Source organism: Nostoc sp. C117, assembly GCF_043099735.1.
GTDB lineage: Bacteria > Cyanobacteriota > Cyanobacteriia > Cyanobacteriales > Nostocaceae > Nostoc.
On the sequence record NZ_CP170991.1, the window covers coordinates 3,686,288 to 3,702,957 of the forward strand.

The window sequence follows — 16,670 nt, forward strand, 5'->3', positions numbered from 1 at the left end:
GGGGATTGGGTATTGGGAAGAATTTAGTCCTTAGTCCCCAGTCCCCAGTCCCTAATCCCCAGTCCCCAATCCCCAGTACCCAATAACTATGAACTCCACAACCAGCAAATCTAAAGAATTTGAACAATACTATTCGGGGATACTTACAGATTATGTAACTGCGATCGCTTGGTCACCACAAGGTAAAACCCTCGCTGCAACTTCTGCTGCTGGGGAAGTTGTACTCTGGAATAATGGCGAACTGATAACCTTACAAACTAATCACGGTAAATCAGTAGACTGTCTTGCCTTTTCTCCAGATGGGAAATTTTTAGCTGTTGGGGGACAAGATGGACAAGTCAAAATTTGGCGGGACACTGAATTAATTGCCACCTTGGAAAATGCCCCTGCATGGGTTGACAAGCTAGCTTGGAATTATACCAGCAACCAACTAGCTTTTAGCTTGGGTCGTTATGTTCAAGTCTGGGATGCGGATACTCATGAAATTGTCGTGACCCTGAATTTTGATAATTCATCAGTCTTGGGGATAGATTGGCGCATTGATGGTGAGTATTTAGCTATTAGTGGTTATAAAGGAGTCAAGATTTGGCATAGTCAAAACTGGGATGATGAGCCATATATCTTACATATGACTACCGTCAGTTTAGCTATGGCTTGGTCACCCGATGGCAAATTCCTGGGTTCTGGCAATATGGATCGTAGCGTCACAGTTTTGGAATGGAACAATCCCGACCCTTGGGTGATGCGCGGCTTCCCTGGTAAAATTCGTCAATTGGCATGGTCAGAAGCTATGACCAAAGTGGGCGCGCCAATACTCGCATCCTCTAGCGTTGAAGGCGTTATAGTCTGGGAAAAGCTAGAAGATGACTCCTTGGGTTGGGAAGCGCGAGTTTTAACTAATCATGTAGGTGTGATCAATGCGATCGCCTTTGCACCCAAAAGCTTCCTTCTCGCTTCTGCTGGCGCTGATGGCTGGTTGTGTTTGTGGAACAAAGCCAAGGAAGTATCCCAAATTATCACAGGTGTCTCAGGAGGCTTTTCTAGCCTAGCTTGGCATCCCCAAGGCAAATTACTAGCCGCAGGTGGTGAGAAAGGCGAATTAGTTATTTGGTCAAAAGTTTCTCGAGGTCAAGGATTTGGGCATAGTTAAGCAATACCCAGTACTTGAAGTTGAAGGTAGACACTTTATTGGCTATGTTGTATCAACAAAGGTATATTTGTGTGAATTATGAAAATAGCCAAATTAATCTTACTTGCCTGTCCTGCCCTTTTGGCATTTATATTGTTGTTAGCCAATCCGGCACATGCATCTAGTCTGAAGTTTGAATATGCTACACAACTAATTACAGTAGCATCTACACAACAAATTTCCGATTTGGCAACACCAATATTGACTCAAAAATCTTATCCGATTATCGATCGACTTGGTTGCAATTGTGCCAACTGTGTTCAAGCTAAATTTCAGTCACTACAAGGTAAACTGCCATCGGTTGGTTTTTAATAAAATTACCAGTTATGAATATTTTCAGGGCGAAGCAATGCTTCGCCCTTATTAATTTTGAGAAAATACTCAGAAAATCATTCTTCTCACTCAGAGGAGTTTTTAATCTAGCAAAAAATAAAAAGCCGTCGTAAAACCGTGGGGCTTTAGACCCGATTTTTCGGTAAAATAAGGGCTAACGGAGAGAGAGAGATTCGAACTCTCGTAGATGTTTCCACCTAACAGACTTTCCAGGTCTGCGCCTTAAACCACTCGGCCATCTCTCCAACTGTCACGAACTATAATCTTACTATAAAATCCCAAAAAATGCAAAGATAAAGAAAGATTTTATAAAACTCAGTTAATGTCCGACGGGATACCGGGAGTCACTGAGAAGCCTACATGCTCACTGCAAGAGTCGAGATATCACGTTAATCTGAAAGTTCAAGTCTTAAAACCCAAATCCAGATGTCCCGTAGATATACAATTCGAGTTCGCGATCGCGCCACTGGCAAAACATACAGCCTAGAAGTACCAGAAGACCGTTACATCCTGCACAGTGGTGAAAAACAAGGGGTGGAACTGCCGTTTTCTTGCCGGAATGGGGCTTGTACTACTTGTGCGGTGAGAGTGTTGTCCGGAGAAATTTACCAACCAGAGGCGATCGGATTGTCGCCGGAGTTACGTCGCCAAGGTTATGCCTTATTGTGTGTCAGTTACCCTCGTTCTGACTTGGAGGTGGAAACACAAGACGAAGATGAAGTCTACGAACTCCAATTTGGTCGCTATTTTGCTAGAGGGAGAGTTAAAGCGGGTTTACCGTTAGATGAAGAATAGGATTTTGTTCACGCAGAGGCGCAGAGGTGGAAATTAGTGCTTTGTCGATGCATTTTGGTGCTTGGGTGAGAAAAATAGCTATTTTGGTTTGTCTATTACTGCTGGTGAGTTGCCAAGGGAAAAATCAGCTGCCAAACAATCAGGCACAGGTGAAAGTCGCGCGGGTAGTTAGTGGTCAAAGTTTGGAAGTATTAGGTATGGCCGAACAACCAAATTTGATTTCCCAGGTGCGGTTAGTGGGAATTGATGCACCAGATTTGCGACAGCGGCCTTGGGGGGAAGAAGCAAAAGAACAGTTAGAAAATCTCATTGGTGGTACGGAACAATCGATAACGCTGGAATTTGATCTAGAAACAAAAGACAAAATTGGGCGAACTCTGGCTTATGTGTGGAAAAATAAGGTTTTGTTGAATGAAGAATTAGTCAAACAAGGAAATGCATTGTTTGTTGGGCGATCGCCTAACCACAAATATGACCAACGTTTAGAACGTGCCCAACAGTGGGCTAGACTCATGGGGCAAGGAATTTGGAACCCAGAAAAGCCCATGCGCCTCACTCCCGCAGAGTTTCGCCGCCAAAATCTTTGAAGAGCGGGGACTGGGGACTAGGGATTAGGGACTGGGGACTGATGAAGAAGTTTCCTAATACCCAGTACCCAGTACCCAGTACCCAATCAAAAATAACAAATGACTAATCTACAAATTTTTCTAGATATTGCTACAGAAGCGGCGCTAGCTGCTGGTACTATATTGCAGAGTTACTTGGGTGAGTTAGAAGGCGCAATTATTGAAAAAGGACGCCCTGGTGATTTAGTCACCGCCGCTGATAAAGCTTCAGAAGAGTTGATTTTAGAAGTTTTGCGCCGTCATTTTCCCCAACATTCGATCCTCGCGGAAGAATCAGGGAAATTAGGCGATCAAGAAAATGAATACCTCTGGGCAATAGATCCTTTAGATGGCACAACCAACTACGCCCATCAATATCCATTCTTTGCGGTTTCCATCGGGCTGTTAATTAATGGCGTTCCCCAAGTTGGTGTAATTTATGACCCCTTTCATAATGAACTATTTCGTGCTGCTGCTGGTTTGGGAGCAACGCGCAACCGTTTCCCTATAAAAGTTTCGGCAACCTTAGAACTGAGTAAAAGCTTACTGGTAACTGGATTTGCTTACGATCGCCGTGAAACCTCTGATAACAACTACGCAGAATTTAGTCATCTCACCCATTTGACTCAAGGAGTTAGACGTAGCGGTTCCGCATCGCTGGATTTAGCATATGTTGCCTGTGGACGTGTCGATGGTTACTGGGAACGGGGACTTTCACCTTGGGATATTGTTGCTGGTATCATTTTGGTGCAAGAAGCTGGGGGTCAAGTTACCGCTTACGATGGTACCCCCTTAAAAATTGACTCAGGTAGAATTCTCGCAACAAATAGTTATATTCACGAGACTCTTAGTCGTGAACTTTTACAAGTTCCACCCCTGTCAGCCTGGAAGTGAAGAAAGGCGGGGATAACAGGGACAAGAGGGACAAGGGGACAAGGAGATAAACAAAACTCATAACTCAGCACGAGCTAAACGCCCTGCTATTCATGTACAGCACTCCTAACGCCCCATGCCCCATGCCCAATAACAAATGACAAATGACAATTTGCTACTGACCAATTACTGATCAACCGAAGTAAACTAGAAAAAATCTAATTGCTCCTTTGGTGCAAACTGCTATATGTCTTTCAAAATAGACCGTGGACTATTTAAATATGATTTCATAGATCATCACGCAGTATTGTGTGTTCCAGTTGATGCGGATGTCAAAGATATTCGTAAACGTTATCTCCAAATTGCCCGTCATTTACACCCAGATAGTAGTATTACTGAAAGTCCTCAACAAAAACAGCTAGGAAACGAATTATTATCAAAGCTTGTTAACCCAGCTTACGAAAAACTTTCTCACGAACGCACTAGGGCAGAATATATTCTGATTTTGTCGCAAATGGGCAAGCGCTTGGTACAGGAACCGACTACGGTGGAACTGAAGACTGACTTGGCTAGACAATTAGCTGGTGCCAACAATATCGATCATTTTTATAGAAGTGCGATCGCCAAACTTGCCCAAACCCAATATGATTCTTTAGAGCAAGTACTGCAAGTTATTGCCCAAGTTAGCGAGTTGAATTTAGTGTACTTAATACGGAGTGTCGCAGGAACCCCAGCACAATCTCAACCCAAAGTTAACTCAGGCACATCTAAGCCCGATACAGCAAAACAGACACCACCAGCACCACCGCCAGCACTACCAAAAGAAGACTCGGTTGTAGAACAGTATGTTCGTCGCGCTCAATCTTTGATTGAAAAAAACCAATTTGCCCAAGCTAAAGTAGAGTTGCAGGAGGCACTGAAGCTAGAACCTAAAAATAGTCGCTGTCATAGCTTGATTGCAATGGTCTATTTGAGGCAAAATCAGCTAAAAATGGCAAAAATCCACTTCGAGAACGCTCTAAAATTAGACCCCAATGACCAAACAGCGTTGCAATGGAAACCAAAAATAGATAAAGCTTTAGGACAACAACCTACCGATCAGAAGGTGACTTCATCCCCCAATAATGGAGATAAGCAACCAGATAAATCTGGTAGTGGTGGTTTGTTTGGTGGTTTGTTTGGTGGTAAGAAAAAATAGTCAGCTACTCACAACTAAGTGCTATTGCATGATAGCGTGAGCTTGCCCTAATAATGGAGGATTAATGGTTTATCAACCAGCAGCGGGAGCCAGGGATTTATTACCCTTGGATGTGGAGAAAAAACGCTGGATTGAAGATCGGTTACAGCAGGTGTTTCACCGTTGGGGATATCACAGGATTATCACCTCGACTTTAGAGCGTATGGATACCCTGATGGCAGGGGAAGCAATCCAGCGTCAGATGGTGATTCAACTACAACAAAATGGCGAAGATGATGAATTAGGGCTACGTCCAGAATTAACAGCATCCATTGCTCGTACAGTTGTAACTCGGATGGCAGGTGTTACTTATCCACAACGGTTGTACTACAGTGCCAATGTATTTCGCCGCACTTGGGAAAGTAGGCATAATCGCCAGCAGGAATTTTATCAAGCTGGGGTCGAGTTGTTAGGTGCTGGCGGATTGTTAGCAAATGCAGAAGTACTGCTATTAGTAGCAGATTGTCTAGCTGCACTGGGTTTGCGGCAATGGCATTTAATTTTAGGTGAAGCGGGAATTACCCGATCGCTCCTAAGTGCCTTTCCTGCTAATTTACAAGATAAAGTTCGCACCGCGATCGCTCATCTTGACCGCATTACTATAGATACCTTACCTCTGAATGACGAACTGCGCGATCGCGCCCGAATCATGCTAGATTTGCGCGGTTCGAGTGCCCATGTCTTGGAAAAAGTCAGTACTTTAGATCTAGATGAACAACAGCGAGAATCAGTAAATAACCTCAAATCCCTAGTAGAACTACTGGAATCTGAGAAAAAATTTCCGTTAATCCTTGACCTCAGCCTGATCCAGACCATAGACTACTACACTGGCATCGTCTTTGAAGTTGTCAACGATACCGAATCCCAAACCCGAATTTTAGGCCAGGGTGGTCGCTACGACCAGCTTTTGGGTCTATATCATCCTCAAGCAGAAAATATCCCCGGAATCGGTTTTGTACTCAACATCGAAGATTTATACCAAATTTTATTATCTACACAGCAATTACCGCAAATAACCCCGGCAAGCAATTGGTTAATAGTACCAGAGACGCCGAGTGCTGATGCTCCTGCCTTTGCCTACGCGCAAAAACTGCGAGATTCCACTCATTTGGTGCGGGTAGAAATGGATTTGCTCAGAAGGGATGCAGAGGCCATCCGCCAATACGCACGCGATCGCGGCATTGCCCAAATTGCTTGGATCAAAGCTGATGGCTCACCAAAAATTGAATCATTGCGTTAGTGGGCATGGGGCATTGGGCATGGAGAAGAGACAAGGTAGACAAGGAAGAGAGGGGAGACAAGGGAGAGACTTGTTCAATAGAGCTTCTTGCAGAAGTCGGGAAAAGGGGAAGGTGGGGTCCCAATACTTGTCGGTTAAGGGGAAAAGGGGAAAGGGAAAGGGAAAGAAAAAACCTTTAACCTTTACCCTTTACCCTTTAACCTTTTCCCTTTTCCCACCTCTTGCAAAAAGCACTTTTGCAAGAGGTCTAATAATTCCCCCTTGTCTCCCCTCTCCCCACTCCCCTGCTAGGCTAGAAATAGCCGATACAGAAGAGAGGGAATCGAGAACATGCCACACACAATTGTTACAGAAGTCTGTGAAGGCGTTGCTGACTGCGTAGGTGCTTGTCCCGTAGCTTGCATTCATGAAGGTCCCGGCAAAAATGTCAAGGGAACTGATTGGTACTGGATTGACTTTGCCACTTGCATCGACTGTGGGATATGTCTCCAAGTTTGCCCAGTCGAAGGGGCAATTCTTGCAGAAGAACGACCCGAGTTGCAAAAAACCCCGGAATAGTCCATAGTCAGTGGTCAGTTGTTTTTTGCCAATGACCACTGACAAATTAACAATGACAAATAACAAATGACAAATGACAAATGACTATTTACTAGAAGTTGAAAACGTCCACGCCGGATATATCAAAGACGTAGATATCCTACAAGGTGTGAATTTTAACGTTGCACCAGGGGAATTGGTAGCAGTAATTGGCCCGAACGGTGCTGGTAAATCTACTTTGGCAAAAACGATTTTTGGGCTTTTAATTCCTCACACCGGTATAATTACCTTCAAAGGTAAAAATATTGTGGGACTAAAGTCGAATGAAATTGTGCAACGAGGAATGTGCTATGTACCGCAAATAGTCAATGTGTTCCCATCACTGAGTGTCGAAGAGAACTTGGAGATGGGTGCTTTTGTCCTCAAAGTTCCTTTAAAACCACTCAAAGATAAAATATTTACGATGTTTCCCAGACTGAGCGATCGCCGTACTCAACGAGCGGGTACTCTATCTGGAGGAGAACGCCAGATGCTAGCAATGGGAAAAGCTTTGATGTTGGAACCTAGTTTGCTCATTTTGGATGAACCTTCTGCTGCTTTATCGCCCATCTTGGTAACACAAGTGTTTGAGCAGATTAAACAAATTAATCAGACGGGTACTGCGATCGTATTGGTAGAACAAAATGCCCGCAAGGCTTTAGAAATGGCTAATAGGGGATATGTGCTAGAGTCTGGACGCGACGCTATTTCGGGCCCAGGTCAAGAATTGTTGAACGATCCTAAAGTGGGTGAACTGTATCTGGGAGCCGGTAAAAAGCATTAAAAGAATTAAGGATTGAGAAATAATAGCTATGATTCATTGAATAAACTGCCAACAAGATAATATTTTCATCTTATTGGCAATTTGAGCTTTTAATAGATACAACAAGCCCAATTTGTTGACAAGCTTACTACCTGCTTAAGATCATCTGTATGAAAAGGCTTAGAGACTAAATCAGGCATATTGCTCTGCATCAACAAGTAGGATAAATTTATAACTATGCATATTGAAGAACTACACTTACAAAACTTTAGAGGCTTTCAAGAACTTAGACTGAAGCTTCCGTCTAATGTGGCTGTGTTCATTGGAGTTAATGGTTCAGGTAAATCATCAATTTTAGATAGTATTGCTATACTTTTATCACAATTCGTCTTTGAGTTACGTCAGACACGTAAACGAGTTTCAGAACTTGATCTAACAGAAGATGATATCAATATAAACTCAGAGACAACTCGCAACTCTATTCGCATTGTCATTGACTCAGATACAAAGCTTTTCTGGGAAATTACGATAGGCACAGATGTATCTGGATTGAGACCATTGAAATCTAAAACAGATAAACGAGAAATTAATAAGTATGCTTCCCAAATACTTAAATCATTAGAGGATAAACCTGATTTAAGTTTACCAATACTACTGTATTATAAAACACAACGAATAGTGATAGACTCTTCATCTGGAAACTCTCCCTCTGTAAAAGATGGGAGTGAAAATGAAGAATCTAGACAATTTCTTCGTAAATCTAATCAACTGGATGGATATAAAACCGCTTTTTCAAACAATGTTAATAATTTTCAAGATTTTTTTGATTGGTTTAAAGAAGAAGAGGAATATGAAAATGAAGTTCGGTTAAGAGAAGACCCTAATTTTAGAAATCCTAGTCTGGAAATAGTTAGAAAAGCATTAAAAACATTTTTAGAAGGTTTTCCAGATACCGAATTTTCCAATCTTCATGTTGTACGCGTAAGCTCTAATAGAGAACTGGGAATTCGTCGTCTAAAAAATCCTTTATTAGTTATAAAAAAAAATGGGAAAGACTTTAAACTAAATCAGCTTTCTGATGGTGAAAAAAATTTATTGATGTTAGTGATTGATATAGCAAGAAGGTTAGCGATTTTAAATCCTAGTATCACTAACCCTTCAGAAATTTTAGAAGAAGGTAAAGGTATAGTTTTAATTGATGAAGTAGATTTACATCTACATCCTCAATGGCAGAGAATTCTGCTTGATAGTTTTATCAGAACATTTCCCAAATGTCAATTTATTGTGACAACTCATTCTCCTCAAGTATTAAGTGGAGTTAAGCGAGAAAATGTATTTATTTTAGAAGATTCAGAAGTTGTAGAAGTCACACCACATACTTTTGGTAGAGATAGTAACTCAATTCTTTTTGAAGTTATGGGTGTAGAAAAAAGGCCTACAAAAGTTCAGAAAAAATTTGATAGGTGTTTTGAACTTATAGATGATGGGAAATTAGAGGAGGCTAAAAGGGAACTACAAAAACTATCTGATTTACTTGGTAAAAATGACTCAGAAATAGTTAGAGCTTATACACTTATAGACTTTTTTAATAGAGTGGAATAAAAAGAATTATCAAAGGAACAGAACCTCCATGTCTTCTCAAATATCGACAAATACCTGGTGCAAATTACGAAGGTTATCATCCAAAAGAACCTTTAAAAAAGACATTGCTGACTGAGCAAGGTTATATTTGTTGCTATTGTATGCAAAGAATCTCAGAAGAGAATATGGAGATTGAGCATAGTAAACCTCGGTCTGATAGTCCAGAGTTACAACTAAATTACAATAATTTACTAGCTTCTTGTTCAGGTAATAGAGGTTATGGAAAGAAGAATCTACATTGCAATGGAAGAAAAGGAGATTACGAAGCAAAAACAAGAAATTATCAAATGACTCTCAATCCAGCCGATTCAAAAAATTGTGAAAATTATATCAAGTACAGTTCATCTGGAAAAATATTATCTGATAATGACATTATAAATGATGAGCTAAATAATATTTTGAATCTTAATTTTCAAACTCTGATAGACAATCGTACAACAGCTTTGGATGCAGTAATTGGTGCATTAAATAAAAAGTTTCCCAAGAAAAATTGGTCAAAAGAAAGTATACAGAAGAAACTTAATGAATATAGTAGCAAAGATGCAGATGGCAAATACAGTGAATACTGTCAATACATTGTTGTTTATTTAAGCAAGCGATTATGAATTACAGATAAACACACTCCGATCAAGCTTATCAGAGGCTAGTGTTAAAAAACATAGATCTGATGGATATACCTAATTAAGCTTAAATAACTCTTAAACCGTGTAACAGGGTACTCTTGAATTCTATTGAAATCTGATATCTTCCTGATGCTAATAAAAATGTTATCAGGTAGATTCATGAGTCGAATTAATGGATTTGTCAGGCGGCGTGATTTTTTGAAATTTGCAAGTGTTATGGGTATTGCAGCTACTGCTTTTGGCGATAGCTTCTGGAGTGCAGACCAAGCTGCTGTTGCTGATGTTCACCCAGTAAACCCTAGTCCCATCAGTGCAAATGAAGCTATCAAAAACTTACTGGATGGTAATCAAAGATTTATTCATCAAAAACGCCAATATCCCGATCAATCACTAGAACGTCTACGATTAGTCGCTCAAGCTCAGTATCCATTTGCAGCTATATTAGGCTGTGCAGATTCGAGAGTACCTGCGGAAATCGTTTTCGATCGAGGACTTGGAGATTTATTTGTTGTACGAGTGGCTGGCAATGTTGCCAGTGATATGGCGATCGGTAGTTTAGAATATTCTACAGCTGTATTAGGTTCGCAGTTAATTGTAGTTTTGGGTCATAAAAGATGCGGCGCAGTCACAGAAGCAATTAAAAACGAACCACTTCCTGGCAGAATTGGCTTTGTTGTTGAGAGCATCAAACCTGCCTTAGCAAACATAAAATTGACAACTGGGAATTATAGTGATGATGCGGTTATAGCCAACATTCAATATCAGTGTAAAAAATTGCAGGAAAGCTCAATAATTTTAGCCAAATTACTACGTGAAAGCAAACTAAAAATTGTTGGTGCTTTTTATGATATTGACACTGGTAAAGTCAATCTTATTACTTGATATATCTCACAATTATTAGTTATGCATATTAACTAAAAACATTTTTTATTTATAATCTTGAATAACTATAAATTCTAATTCGTTTTTCAACTGAGAAAATAGTCCTGGGTTAGACCATACCAACGCAAACTCAAAAAAATTCACAAAAATTTAAAAGCCAATCATAGCCAAAGCTTAGATAAATAAACCCAGCAGGGGCTACATAACAAGACCGCCTGCCAGGAAGGTATAGTTTATTCTGGCCATGTTTGATTAGGTTAGCGCTTATTTATCAAAAATAATGCGTATCCTTAGTTAGGATAACTAAAACGTTTGGACAACTAAGTTAAGAAACGTTAACAAATAGATTAATTTACAGTTAAGCCGAAATACCTGACTGGAGATTAGGTGCTGGGGACACTTCTCTGCGAGAGGCTACGCCAACGACAAGCTCAGTGCATCGCTGGGGAGACTTGTACTGAGTTTCGACTACGCGGAAATCAAGCGTAGTCGAGATTCAACTACCGCAAAGCTGAAGTATGAGGAGAGAATTTCACCCCATCTCCCCACCATCCCACGTCTCCCATGCCCGATGACCAATGCTCTATGCCCATACACATAACAAATGACTAATAATATAAGAAAGCGCTTCACACTTCTTAAATAATCAGCTTTACAAGAAAAATGGCGAGAGACTTACGGGGATTCATTAAAATTCTAGAAGAAAGAGGACAATTACGGCGAATTTCAGCTTTAGTTGACCCAGATTTAGAAATTGCTGAGATTTCTAACCGGATGCTGCAAAAAGGTGGGCCGGGATTGTTCTTTGAAAACGTCAAAGGTGCTTCATTTCCGGTGGCGGTCAATTTGATGGGCACTGTGGAAAGGATTTGCTGGGCAATGAATATGCAGCATCCAGAGGAGTTGGAAACTCTAGGGAAAAAGTTGAGTATGCTGCAACAACCAAAACCGCCGAAAAAGGTTTCTCAGGCGATAGATTTTGGTAAGGTTCTGTTTGATGTGTTGAAGGCGAAACCCGGACGGGACTTTTTTCCTGCTTGTCAGCAAGTTGTGATTCAAGGCGATGATTTGGATTTAAATCAGTTGCCTTTGATACGTCCTTATTGTGGTGATGCTGGCAAGATTATTACGCTGGGATTGGTAATTACTAGGGATTGTGAGACGGGGACACCAAATGTAGGTGTGTATCGCTTGCAACTACAATCGAAAAATACGATGACGGTTCACTGGTTATCGGTGCGGGGTGGTGCAAGGCATTTGCGAAAAGCAGCCGAACGTGGGAAAAAATTAGAAGTAGCGATCGCCCTTGGTGTCGATCCTCTAATTATCATGGCAGCAGCTACGCCCATTCCTGTAGATTTATCAGAATGGCTGTTTGCTGGACTTTACGGCGGTTCGGGTGTGCAGTTGGCAAAGTGTAAAACTGTCAATTTGGAAGTTCCCGCAGATTCAGAATTTGTCTTGGAAGGGACAATTACACCAGGGGAAGTTCTACCAGATGGGCCTTTTGGTGACCACATGGGTTATTACGGTGGCGTTGAAGATTCGCCATTGATTCGCTTCAACTGCATGACCCACCGCAAAGATCCAATTTACTTAACAACATTTAGCGGTCGTCCACCGAAAGAAGAAGCGATGATGGCGATCGCACTTAATCGCATATATACACCGATTCTGCGGCAACAAGTCTCAGAAATTGTCGATTTCTTCTTACCAATGGAAGCTTTGAGTTACAAAGCAGCGATTATTTCCATTGACAAAGCATATCCAGGACAAGCGCGACGGGCGGCTTTAGCTTTTTGGAGTGCGTTACCACAATTTACCTACACCAAGTTTGTGATTGTTGTAGATAAAGATATAAATATTCGCGATCCGCGTCAAGTTGTGTGGGCGATTAGTTCTAAAGTTGACCCAGTGCGGGATGTGTTTATTTTGCCGAATACGCCCTTTGATAGTTTAGATTTTGCCAGCGAAAAAATTGGTTTAGGTGGACGTATGGGAATTGATGCAACCACCAAGATTCCGCCGGAAACAGACCATGAATGGGGTGCTACTTTGGAATCCGATCCAGATGTGGCGGCGATGGTAGATAGACGATGGGCGGAGTATGGTTTAGCAGGGTTGCAATTAGGAGAAGTTAATCCAAATCTGTTTGGCTACGATATGAAGTAGTATTTTGTCTCGCGGTGCGTTGGGCTAATACCGTTTCACTTTAAGATTGATACAGATTCTTGCAGGGCAGGCAGGGGGAGCAATAATAATGATTTATTTGTATCAATAATTTCGTGAAATAGTATAACAACGCACCCGATAAAATTGCTAAAAAGAAAAAGTTGGGGAACATAACCTAATATAAATATCTCTTTGATCGTCAGCAAATGCTCTTCTACCATGAAGTATTGTTGTATTGTCAATCATTAAAATATCCCCTTGTCTCCACTCAATTTCCGTGGTTATTTTTTCAGCCATTTCATTAAGTTTAGACAGAACCTCATCAGAAATTTCTGAATTATCCTCAAAGTTAATAATTTTTGGACTTACGTTTTGTAGGTAAAATACGGGAAAATTAATTTTTAGAAACAGTGGCACAGGTTAAAGATTGCACCACAGGAGATTGAGCCGCAATTAATTCAACTTTGCCGTCACGATTGCGATGCCAAGTTGTAGCTTCAACAAGAACTTGTGGGGGTGAGGGTATTTGAGCAACTGCCTGAGGATGGGTTTTGCGGTATCCAGAAATATCGCGAATATCAGACCAAAGGCGATCGCTTCTCAGATCCTGACTGGGATTTTGCGGTATCCCACCTCTTCCTGTTGCTACAAATCGACTGCCTTGATTTGCGGAACAACCACTGGCTATTTGCTGGGATGGGTCGGTAACATTTGCTGACAATTCTACTAAGCCAGAATTTGGATCGATACCAATGTGATTAATCTGTACCGTACCACTCACACCAAACTGCGAACTGGCAGTAATATCATTTTCAGCAGTAATTTGAGGACGATATTGTAAGCCGATAATTCCCTGTGTGGAAATTTGAATATTACCTCCACGTCCTTTAACTGCATTAGCAATAATGTCGCTGTTTTCTAACCCAGCAACAATGGGTGCATTAATATTAATATTCCCCCCATCCCCCGAACCGCCAGCCGTTGCAGTTATTTGGCTCCGATCGCGTATCAACAACAACTTTTCAACTTGTAAGCCGATATTGCCACCATTGCCAGATTCTGTTTGTGCCTGAATTAAGCCTTGATTTTTTAATTGGATGCGATCGGCTGTGATGTTAAGATTGCCACCATTACCAGTACCTTGGTTAGTGACGCTCAAAGTACCGCCATCTTGCAATATCAGATTAGGTGTAGTCACACTGACATTACCAGCATTTGCCGTCAGTATATCTGCCAAACCAAATAACTTGCGGATTAATGGTTCTGACTTGAGAACGGATGAGTTGATGCTGCTTTGATTTAATCGACTGCGACCACTGATTTGGATAGATTCTGTGGCATTTACACTAATATCTCCCCCGTTACCGATAGAAAACGAAGTTCCGGCAACCACTCCTCCATCTAACAGTCGTAACCTCGCAGTATCCAGCGTTAAAGTTTTGGCGCTGCCAGTACCGTAGGTGAGGATGCTAATATTGCTGTAAAGTCCGGCGGGGTTGTCTCCTCTAACTGTAGTATCTCTGTTGCGGATGTTTACCTGACCGCTAGAGCCTTGACCAAAGGTAACAGAAGATAATGAGCCACCATCAGACAGTAGTAAGCTATCAGAATTGACAGATATATCACCAGCTGTCCCAGTACCTCGGGCGGTAGTGGCAATGCTGGTTACACCAGATGGATTAAGAGCTGAGGAGCCAGATAATTCTATTGCTGAGGCTTCAATCTGAATTTTACCACTGTTTGCGACTCCAAATGCTGTGCTATTCAACCCTGAACCTTTCTGAAGCGTTAACCGGGGAGTGGTGATATAAATATTTGCACCAGTTCCCAGACCCAAGGCTTCACTACGAATCCAACTCCGAATTTTGGCATCGGATGTTGTGCCAATAATATCGATCGCTTCTGATGCTTGAAGGTGGATGTCACCACTGGGGAGATTACCGAGATTTGTTGTCAGCACTAGCGATCCATCAGTGAATTTAATCTTACGTCCCTGAACCTGAACTGAACCTGCATTTACCCCACTGACATTTAACAGTGACTTTTGTGCTAGTTGAATATCACCAAAGCTTTGCCCCTTTTCATATCCAAGCGTATAGCCTTGAGTGTTTGGAACTAAAGTAACTAATCCTGCACCTCCCAAGCTACCTAATTCTATTTGTCCTGTTTCGGCGTTTAGGGTTGCTCCATTCAGATTCAGATTACCACCCACCAACGCCAGGGTTTTTCCAGGCTGTACTTGCAACTCTGTTGGACTAGGAGTGCGAATTAAAGGAGCCAAAATATTGGTAATAGTTAAAGCATGTCCTGTACCTTGAACTTGTATTGATGAGGGATTATTACCCATTTGCAGTCCAATAGGAACATTGATACTTAATAAAGGGTTGACTTGAGGATTAATGGCGCTAAACTCAACACCATCAGCAAACTTGATGCTATTGGCTGTCGTACCGATAAACGAACCGCCAATATTTAATCTGGCATTTGCTCCAAACACAATCCCAGCAGGATTTATTAAAAACAAACTCACTGGATTAGTACTATTTACTGTCTTAATTAATCCATTAATATCGGAAATATTTCCACCTGTAACCCGACTAAATATAGTAGTAATATTTGATGTGTTGGTTAAATCAAAACTTGCTGAACCACCGTTTGGGACTGAGAAATTACTAAAACTATGAAATAAATTATTACCTTTCTCAATTCCATTAAGAATAGTAAAGTTATTCCCACTTTGGTTGACAATGGTGTTAGTTGTACCATCAGATGTTACCTGAGCGATGGCAGGTAAAACCATTCTTTGAGTTAATAACCCACTTGTTAATATAAATATAAAAGCGTAAACGCTTCGCGGCTTGTCCTTAGACATCGCTCTCATACCAGAAATCTCCCCTTCCTTGCCTTCTGGTATTAGGATTCCCAAAATTGTCTTATGAGGTAGCACTCATTACCTCGATTGAAGGAGACAGAAGGCAGGAGGCAGATAGCACCGTGTTAGCGAGTCAGCGTACTCTTACAGAGAAGCAAGCTACGCTTTTAGTGTCTCGTAGAGAGCATCGGGCAGTTTTCCTCCTGACTTCCTCGATAAAAAAGCTCTACAAAGTACCATTAAAAATCTGATTAGCAGTCAATTTCAAATCTATAAAAGTAGGGGAGATAATTCGTTCTGAATTCCTAAATTGAGAGACTTGATATTCTTCATCAACTAGATGATAAATAGAAATGGTTGGTTGTTTGGGATTACCAATGAATTTTCTTGCCCCCAAAGCTGCATAATCAACGATCCAATATTCAGGAATCTTCATTGCTTCGTAATTCCCTAATTTGGTGTAATAATCATCTTCCCAGTTTGTACTTACAACCTCTATAACCAAAGGAATGGATTCACCTTGAGTCACAGTAGATTCTTTTTCCCATAATTCCTCATTCTGCAAATTAGCATCATTGATTAATATGACATCCGGCGAGTAACCCGATGATTTTCTTGGTGGTTTAACTAACGCTGTTTTGGGAATAAAGTATGGCAGTTTCAAGCGCTTATATTCAACACTAATTTCCCCTGCTAAAAATCCCGTAACTTTTTCATGTTTTCCACTTGGCTGGGGCATTTCAACAATTATTCCGTCGTGTAATTCGTAACACTTTCCGGTGTTTTCCGGCAGCCATTCGATAAATTCTTCAAAGGTAAATAGTTTGGGTAAAGCTTGAGCCATATCAAAACCTCCGGTTGTTTTGAGT

General features: G+C 41.2%; 16 protein-coding genes and 1 tRNA gene. 13 read left to right on the top strand and 4 right to left on the bottom strand.

Features of this window, described 5'->3' with window-relative positions; genetic code table 11:
- The first annotated feature begins 88 nt into the window (after window positions 1-88).
- Together ACFG4S_RS15925 and ACFG4S_RS15930 are read left to right on the top strand one after the other, a co-directional pair.
- Window positions 89-1,150, top strand: a complete 1,062-nt coding sequence (locus ACFG4S_RS15925; protein WP_392535710.1) for a WD40 repeat domain-containing protein — start codon at window positions 89-91, stop codon at window positions 1,148-1,150.
- Between the two features lie 78 nt (window positions 1,151-1,228).
- The gene (locus ACFG4S_RS15930; protein WP_392535711.1) at window positions 1,229-1,501 is read left to right on the top strand and encodes a hypothetical protein; all 273 of its coding nucleotides are present in this window, start codon (window positions 1,229-1,231) and stop codon (window positions 1,499-1,501) included.
- 179 nt (window positions 1,502-1,680) lie between these two features.
- Here the strand turns inward: ACFG4S_RS15930 and ACFG4S_RS15935 are convergent.
- Window positions 1,681-1,767: transfer RNA gene (locus tag ACFG4S_RS15935), tRNA-Ser, on the bottom strand.
- A gap of 181 nt (window positions 1,768-1,948) precedes the next feature.
- Between ACFG4S_RS15935 and ACFG4S_RS15940 the strand changes: the two genes are divergently transcribed.
- The 11 genes from ACFG4S_RS15940 (at window position 1,949) to ACFG4S_RS15990 (ending at window position 12,929) form a co-directional block, all read left to right on the top strand.
- Entirely contained in the window at window positions 1,949-2,317 is a 369-nt protein-coding gene (locus ACFG4S_RS15940) for a 2Fe-2S iron-sulfur cluster-binding protein (RefSeq protein ID WP_392535712.1), read from the top strand.
- Window positions 2,318-2,364: 47 nt separating this feature from the next.
- Window positions 2,365-2,904 carry a thermonuclease family protein gene (locus tag ACFG4S_RS15945; protein WP_392535990.1) on the top strand — a complete coding sequence of 180 codons (540 nt, stop codon included), beginning with the start codon at window positions 2,365-2,367 and terminating at the stop codon, window positions 2,902-2,904.
- A gap of 99 nt (window positions 2,905-3,003) precedes the next feature.
- Entirely contained in the window at window positions 3,004-3,816 is an 813-nt protein-coding gene (locus tag ACFG4S_RS15950; protein ID WP_392535713.1) for an inositol monophosphatase family protein, read from the top strand.
- Window positions 3,817-4,042: 226 nt separating this feature from the next.
- Complete coding sequence (locus ACFG4S_RS15955; RefSeq protein ID WP_392535714.1) at window positions 4,043-4,993, top strand: tetratricopeptide repeat protein; 951 nt, start codon at window positions 4,043-4,045, stop codon at window positions 4,991-4,993.
- Between the two features lie 64 nt (window positions 4,994-5,057).
- Complete coding sequence (locus tag ACFG4S_RS15960) at window positions 5,058-6,272, top strand: ATP phosphoribosyltransferase regulatory subunit (RefSeq protein WP_392535715.1); 1,215 nt, start codon at window positions 5,058-5,060, stop codon at window positions 6,270-6,272.
- 330 nt (window positions 6,273-6,602) lie between these two features.
- Entirely contained in the window at window positions 6,603-6,830 is a 228-nt protein-coding gene (locus ACFG4S_RS15965) for an indolepyruvate ferredoxin oxidoreductase subunit alpha (protein ID WP_392535716.1), read from the top strand.
- A gap of 73 nt (window positions 6,831-6,903) precedes the next feature.
- Window positions 6,904-7,632 carry an ABC transporter ATP-binding protein gene (locus ACFG4S_RS15970; protein WP_392535717.1) on the top strand — a complete coding sequence of 243 codons (729 nt, stop codon included), beginning with the start codon at window positions 6,904-6,906 and terminating at the stop codon, window positions 7,630-7,632.
- 216 nt (window positions 7,633-7,848) lie between these two features.
- Window positions 7,849-9,213: an AAA family ATPase gene (locus ACFG4S_RS15975; protein ID WP_392535718.1), complete on the top strand. Its 1,365-nt coding sequence runs from the start codon at window positions 7,849-7,851 to the stop codon at window positions 9,211-9,213.
- 104 nt (window positions 9,214-9,317) lie between these two features.
- On the top strand, window positions 9,318-9,857 hold the full coding sequence (locus ACFG4S_RS15980; protein WP_392535719.1) for a retron system putative HNH endonuclease: 540 nt from the start codon (window positions 9,318-9,320) through the stop codon (window positions 9,855-9,857).
- Window positions 9,858-10,034: 177 nt separating this feature from the next.
- On the top strand, window positions 10,035-10,757 hold the full coding sequence (locus ACFG4S_RS15985; protein ID WP_392535720.1) for a carbonic anhydrase: 723 nt from the start codon (window positions 10,035-10,037) through the stop codon (window positions 10,755-10,757).
- A gap of 663 nt (window positions 10,758-11,420) precedes the next feature.
- Complete coding sequence (locus ACFG4S_RS15990; RefSeq protein WP_392535721.1) at window positions 11,421-12,929, top strand: UbiD family decarboxylase; 1,509 nt, start codon at window positions 11,421-11,423, stop codon at window positions 12,927-12,929.
- A 147-nt stretch (window positions 12,930-13,076) separates the two neighbouring features.
- Here ACFG4S_RS15990 and ACFG4S_RS15995 read toward each other — a convergent pair whose 3' ends face one another.
- From ACFG4S_RS15995 to ACFG4S_RS16005, 3 genes are all read right to left on the bottom strand, one after another.
- A complete protein-coding gene (locus ACFG4S_RS15995) occupies window positions 13,077-13,346 on the bottom strand; it encodes a TauD/TfdA family dioxygenase (RefSeq protein ID WP_392535722.1) in 270 nt (89 codons plus the stop codon).
- Window positions 13,324-15,729: a filamentous hemagglutinin N-terminal domain-containing protein gene (locus ACFG4S_RS16000; protein WP_392535991.1), complete on the bottom strand. Its 2,406-nt coding sequence runs from the start codon at window positions 15,727-15,729 to the stop codon at window positions 13,324-13,326. Before ACFG4S_RS16000 ends, ACFG4S_RS15995 begins: the two co-directional genes overlap by 23 nt.
- 298 nt (window positions 15,730-16,027) lie before the next feature.
- Window positions 16,028-16,645, bottom strand: coding sequence for a Uma2 family endonuclease (locus ACFG4S_RS16005; protein WP_392535723.1), 618 nt, complete (start codon window positions 16,643-16,645; stop codon window positions 16,028-16,030).
- Window positions 16,646-16,670 lie beyond the last annotated feature (25 nt).

Bases quoted from the DNA above. Each gene is read 5' to 3' on its own strand.
- ACFG4S_RS15965 (WP_392535716.1), top strand. From the start codon at position 6,603: ATGCCACACACAATTGTTACAGAAGTCTGTGAAGGCGTTGCTGACTGC.
- ACFG4S_RS15990 (WP_392535721.1), top strand. From the start codon at position 11,421: ATGGCGAGAGACTTACGGGGATTCATTAAAATTCTAGAAGAAAGAGGA.
- ACFG4S_RS15945 (WP_392535990.1), top strand. From the start codon at position 2,365: ATGCATTTTGGTGCTTGGGTGAGAAAAATAGCTATTTTGGTTTGTCTA.
- ACFG4S_RS15955 (WP_392535714.1), top strand. From the start codon at position 4,043: ATGTCTTTCAAAATAGACCGTGGACTATTTAAATATGATTTCATAGAT.
- ACFG4S_RS16000 (WP_392535991.1), bottom strand. From the start codon at position 15,729: ATGGTTTTACCTGCCATCGCTCAGGTAACATCTGATGGTACAACTAAC.
- ACFG4S_RS15985 (WP_392535720.1), top strand. From the start codon at position 10,035: ATGAGTCGAATTAATGGATTTGTCAGGCGGCGTGATTTTTTGAAATTT.
- ACFG4S_RS16005 (WP_392535723.1), bottom strand. From the start codon at position 16,645: ATGGCTCAAGCTTTACCCAAACTATTTACCTTTGAAGAATTTATCGAA.
- ACFG4S_RS15930 (WP_392535711.1), top strand. From the start codon at position 1,229: ATGAAAATAGCCAAATTAATCTTACTTGCCTGTCCTGCCCTTTTGGCA.
- ACFG4S_RS15950 (WP_392535713.1), top strand. From the start codon at position 3,004: ATGACTAATCTACAAATTTTTCTAGATATTGCTACAGAAGCGGCGCTA.
- ACFG4S_RS15925 (WP_392535710.1), top strand. From the start codon at position 89: ATGAACTCCACAACCAGCAAATCTAAAGAATTTGAACAATACTATTCG.
- ACFG4S_RS15960 (WP_392535715.1), top strand. From the start codon at position 5,058: ATGGTTTATCAACCAGCAGCGGGAGCCAGGGATTTATTACCCTTGGAT.
- ACFG4S_RS15975 (WP_392535718.1), top strand. From the start codon at position 7,849: ATGCATATTGAAGAACTACACTTACAAAACTTTAGAGGCTTTCAAGAA.
- ACFG4S_RS15970 (WP_392535717.1), top strand. From the start codon at position 6,904: ATGACAAATGACTATTTACTAGAAGTTGAAAACGTCCACGCCGGATAT.
- ACFG4S_RS15940 (WP_392535712.1), top strand. From the start codon at position 1,949: ATGTCCCGTAGATATACAATTCGAGTTCGCGATCGCGCCACTGGCAAA.